The sequence below is a fragment of the Mesorhizobium sp. M7A.F.Ca.CA.002.05.1.1 genome (assembly GCF_003998335.1).
In the GTDB taxonomy this organism is placed as follows: domain Bacteria; phylum Pseudomonadota; class Alphaproteobacteria; order Rhizobiales; family Rhizobiaceae; genus Mesorhizobium.
Map to the genome: position 1 here is coordinate 1 of NZ_RZQI01000510.1, position 4,383 is coordinate 4,383.

Genomic DNA, 4,383 nt, shown 5'->3' on the forward strand with positions numbered 1-4,383 from the left:
GCCGTGATCTTGGTCGAGGAATGCAGCGGAGCAGAATTCTGCACCGCAGCAGCGCTTTGAAGTCGCGGCATGGATCCTGGGGTCTGCGCCGCGTCGCTGCGCTCCTTGCTTCGCCCCAGGATGACGAAGCGATGTGCATTTCCGCCAAGCCATCAACGCAAGCACGTCCGACCCATCAAAACTTCGGCAGCGGAGGAGTTGACGATTACTTCCCCAGCTCGACCGACCGCAGCCGCGCAGCCTCCACCGCCTCTGTGAGAAGGCGCGTCAGCCGGTGCTCGCCCATCAGCACGGCCAGCGCCGCGGCCGTCGTGCCGTTGGGGCTGGTGACCTGCTGGCGCAGCACGCCCGGTTCCTCGCCGCTTTCGGCGGCGAGCGAGGCGGCGCCATAGACTGTCTGCATGGCGAGCAGCTTGGCGGTCGCCGTTGGCAGCCCGGCCTTCTCGGCGGCCACGGTCAGCGCTTCGATGAAATGGAAGATGTAGGCCGGCCCAGATCCGGAGACGGCGGTCACCGCATCCATCAGGCCCTCGTCGTCGATGGTGGCCACTTCGCCGCTCGCCGACAAAAGATCGGCGACGAAACGCTTGGTGTCATCCGACACGAGCTTGTTGGAGAACACCACCATCATGCCCTTGCCGATTGCCGCGGGTGTGTTGGGCATGCAGCGCACGATCGGCGCGCGGCTGCCGAGGATTTCCTCGAAGGTGTTGGCCGGCGTGCCGGCGGCGATGCTGACGAAGGTGGTGCGGCCATCGCCGAAACGCTTGTAGGCGGAGGTGACATCGCGGATCACCTGCGGCTTCACCGCGATGACGACGAGATCGGGCACGGCATCGGCCGGGATGCTGCCGGCATCGGCTGATGTCGCGCAGCCCAGCGTGGCCGCGCGATTGCGCAGATCGGCATTGGGCTCGACCACGAAAACCGCCGATGGCGCAAGCTTACCGGATTTCAGCCAGCCTGAGAGCATGGCGTAACCCATATTGCCGCAGCCGGCGAGAACAAGCCTGATCGTCATCAAAAGCCCTCCGAAGGAAGGCTTTCACATAGACGCTGGCGCTTCCCCGGGGAAGCCCCCGTCAGGAGGAACGGAAAGATCGCGAGCCGCGATCGGGATCGCGCACTGCCATCGGCCGCAGCGAGACTTGCCTGAGGCCAAATACGCCGAGCACGAAGAACAGCCAGACCGGGTCGCCGCGATGGAAGAAGAAGCTTTCGAGAAAAGCGTTCAGCGCCGTGAACAGCACCACCATCATGAAGAAGTCACCGAGAAAAATGTTTTCCCTGCGCAACGGAATGCGCATGTAGTCGCGCAGCGGCGCGATGAGGAAAGTGTAGACCGCCACGCAGAGTGCCGGAATGCCCATCAGCACGGCGATGTCGAGGTAGCCGTCATGGCCGTGCACGATGGTCCGGATGTCCCACGGCCGGTCGAAGGGCTGGTCCTGGTTGAGCAGCAAGGGCGTGCCCCAGAAGCTCTCATAGCCGTAACCGGTCCATGGCTTCTTCGCGAGCATGCTGCCGGCGAACTCCCACAGCGTCGTGCGGCCCGTATAGGTCATGTCCGGGAAATAGATCGCCGCGAGATGTTTTATCGGCGGCAGGAATACGATGCCCAGCGTGCCGACCGCTGTCGCGACGATCGCCAGCGCAAACAGGATCGGCGTGCCGAGCCGCATGCCGATCAGGCTCGGGAACATGACGATCAGGATCGAGAACGGCACCAGGCCGGCTGTCGTCTTGGAGCCGGTGTGCAGCATGAAGATCATCGCAGCGAAGAAGATCCCGGCACCCCAGTAGCGCTGTCCGCGCCGGTAGAGATAGAGGCCCGCGAAGCTGAGGCAGGCCATGATCGGCCCGGCGATGTTCTTGTGGGTGAACACGCCGCGCCACAGGCCGGCATGCTCAGGCTCCTGCGAGTCGGCGGTGTGCATCGCCTCATGCGGAAAAACGATGAGCCCGAGATAGGAAAGGCCCATGACCACGACGGCGGTGAAGATGATCACCTTCGAGAAGGCTTCGGCGTCGCGAGGCAGCACCAGGATCGTCGCCATCGTCAGGATGCCGATCAGGGTGAAGGAGGCGGCGCGCATGGCCGAAGGCGGATCGGTCGACAGGATCACCGAGAGGAAAAAGAAGCCCAGCATCAGCATCCAGGACGGGCTGAGCAGCGAGCGCACCACACGCGGATCGGCAAAGGCCATCAGCGAGAAGATCGACATGGCGCCGAGCGAACCGAAGCCAAGCTGGTTGACGATGTCGCCGCCTTGACCGGCGAGTTCTGCGCCGCCCGGCTGGAACGGCCGGAAGGACACCATGATGACGGTCAACAGCAGCGCGGCAATGGCGGTGGCCACGCCTTCGCGCGTGAACGCGGCGCTGAGCGGCGCGCGCTCAGTTTTTCTCAGGCTGGCGATATTGCTCATTGGCATATCCGAATTCGGCCAGCACGCGGCCCAGCGCCACATGGACAGGGTAGATGGCGATATCAGGCGATCCGGTCCGCGCCAGCCGGATCAGGCCGCGAAGCGGCGAGGCGGCAAGCAGTGCCAGGCTCTTCAGCAACACCTTGGCGCCGGCCAGCGGTGTGCCGGCGCGCTTCTTCTTTTCGACCAGTGTCGAGATGACACCGTTGCGCAGGCTGCGGGCCCGGATCCAGTCGGCTTCGATACGCCGGGCCGGGACGGTTTCATGCACCTTGGCCTCGGCGCACCAGCCCAGCACAAAGCCCTTTTGCGCCGACCGGCTGAGAAAGTCGGAATCGCCGCCGCCCATGAAGTTGAATCTGAGATCGAGAAAGGGTGGACCCATGGCGATCAGCACGTTGCGCCCGACCAGAAGATTGCCGGACGAATAGAGCGCCGGCACCCGCCCGGTTGCCCGATAAGGCGGCGCGAACACCGGATGCTCGGCCCATCGCGCATGGGCGGGGTCGGCAAACACGGGCACCTGCGGGCCGCCGACAATATCGGCACTGAGCGTTTCGGCAGCCCGGCACATCCGTTCCAGCCACTGCGGATCGGCGATCTCGTCATCGTCGATGACCAGCAGATGCCTGAAGTTCGGGAATTGCAGGATGGCTGTCTGCCAGCCGGCATTGTAGGCGCTGCAATTGCCGCGCTCATGCGCGATGATGACCAGGCCCGACATTTCGCCCCGCTCGAACAGCGGCAGCGCTGCCTTGGCGCCGGCCCGCGCCTCGGCTTCGTTCTCCATGACGATCACGGCAAAGCGCCTGCCGGTTTGCTGCGCTCGCAGCGACGCCAGCGTTTCCAGCACCTGCTCGGGACGCTTGAAGGTCGGCAAGGTGACGACGGCTTCGACGGCCTCGACGTCAAGCCGCGGCGTGCGTCCCGCGACCGATACCGAACCGTCCGATGGCAAAGGGATCATCCGTGTCCAGCCACATGGTGAGTTGGGCTCTGGTAGCACCGCGGTTGATAAGGTTTCGTTAATCACCTTGCACGGAGAACGCCTGCAAGCAGAGGCTTTCGGCCGTCGAATGTGCTCGCTTAATCAAGGGTTCACCGCGCTTTGCTACCGGCTACACCACTGGATAGGTGAGATGCATCTACTGTTCGCCACATCGATCGTGCCCGACGGTGCTCTCGCCTCGGGCTACGAGATCGCAAACGCTGCGATCATCGCCGCCCTGCGGCGCGCTGGCGTGCGCGTAACCGTCATTGGTTTCACCTGGCCGGGGAAACCCGCGGCCGACCCCGAAAACACCGTGGTGCTGGGTGCCATCGACGTGCGCACGGACAATGCCTCCGCGCGGCAGAAGCTGGCCTGGGTCGGCAAGGCGCTGCTTTCGGGCCTCACCTTCGCCTCGGTCAAGCTGCGCGCCGTGTCCGACAGCGATGTTCTCGCTGCCATCGAGCAAGCTGGACCGGTTGACGGCTACGTGCTGAATTCCGTGCAGTTCGCCGGCGCCTTCGAAAAGCTGTTCACCGAGCGGCCTTCGATCTTCGTTGCCCACAATGTCGAGTATCTTTCGGCGCGGGAGAACGCCGCTGCCGCCGGCAGCCTCTTCCAGCGCCTGCTGTTTCGTCGTGAGGCGAGGTTGCTCAAGGCCGTCGAAGAGCGTGTCTGCCGCCGGGCGCGCTTCGTCTTCACCCTGGCCGAGGAAGACCGCGCCGCACTCGGTGTCGCCTCCGACAACCGCTCGGCGGTGCTGCCGCTGGTGACCGGTGCCCAGGCGCCAACCCTGAAAGGCCCGCGCCGCATCGACTGCGACGCGGCCCTGATCGGCACCTGGACCTGGCAGCCGAACCGCATCGGCCTCGACTGGTTCCTGGACAAGGTGGTGCCGCATCTGCGGCCCGATTTCCGCATCCGCATCGCAGGCCACATGCCTTCGGGCGTCGCCTCGAAGCATCC

At 64.7% G+C, this 4,383-nt stretch carries 4 protein-coding genes; 1 reads left to right on the plus strand and 3 read right to left on the minus strand.

What is annotated here, in order from left to right; all coding sequences use genetic code 11:
* Nucleotides 1-205: 205 nt before the first annotated feature.
* The 3 genes from proC to EN939_RS22745 all read right to left on the minus strand — a co-directional run bounded on the left by proC (nucleotide 206) and on the right by EN939_RS22745 (nucleotide 3,396).
* Nucleotides 206-1,021, minus strand: coding sequence for a pyrroline-5-carboxylate reductase (gene proC / locus EN939_RS22735; RefSeq protein WP_127269835.1), 816 nt, complete (start codon nucleotides 1,019-1,021; stop codon nucleotides 206-208).
* 61 nt (nucleotides 1,022-1,082) lie between these two features.
* Entirely contained in the window at nucleotides 1,083-2,429 is a 1,347-nt protein-coding gene (locus EN939_RS22740) for an O-antigen ligase family protein (RefSeq protein WP_127269837.1), read from the minus strand.
* Nucleotides 2,398-3,396 carry a glycosyltransferase family 2 protein gene (locus EN939_RS22745; protein ID WP_127269839.1) on the minus strand — a complete coding sequence of 333 codons (999 nt, stop codon included), beginning with the start codon at nucleotides 3,394-3,396 and terminating at the stop codon, nucleotides 2,398-2,400. The genes EN939_RS22740 and EN939_RS22745 overlap by 32 nt, the downstream gene beginning before the upstream one ends.
* A 172-nt stretch (nucleotides 3,397-3,568) precedes the next feature.
* On the opposite strand from EN939_RS22745, the gene EN939_RS22750 reads away from it, so the two are divergent.
* Nucleotides 3,569-4,383, plus strand: an 815-nt coding sequence (locus tag EN939_RS22750) for a glycosyltransferase (RefSeq protein WP_127269841.1), incomplete at its 3' end; no start/stop codon positions are given.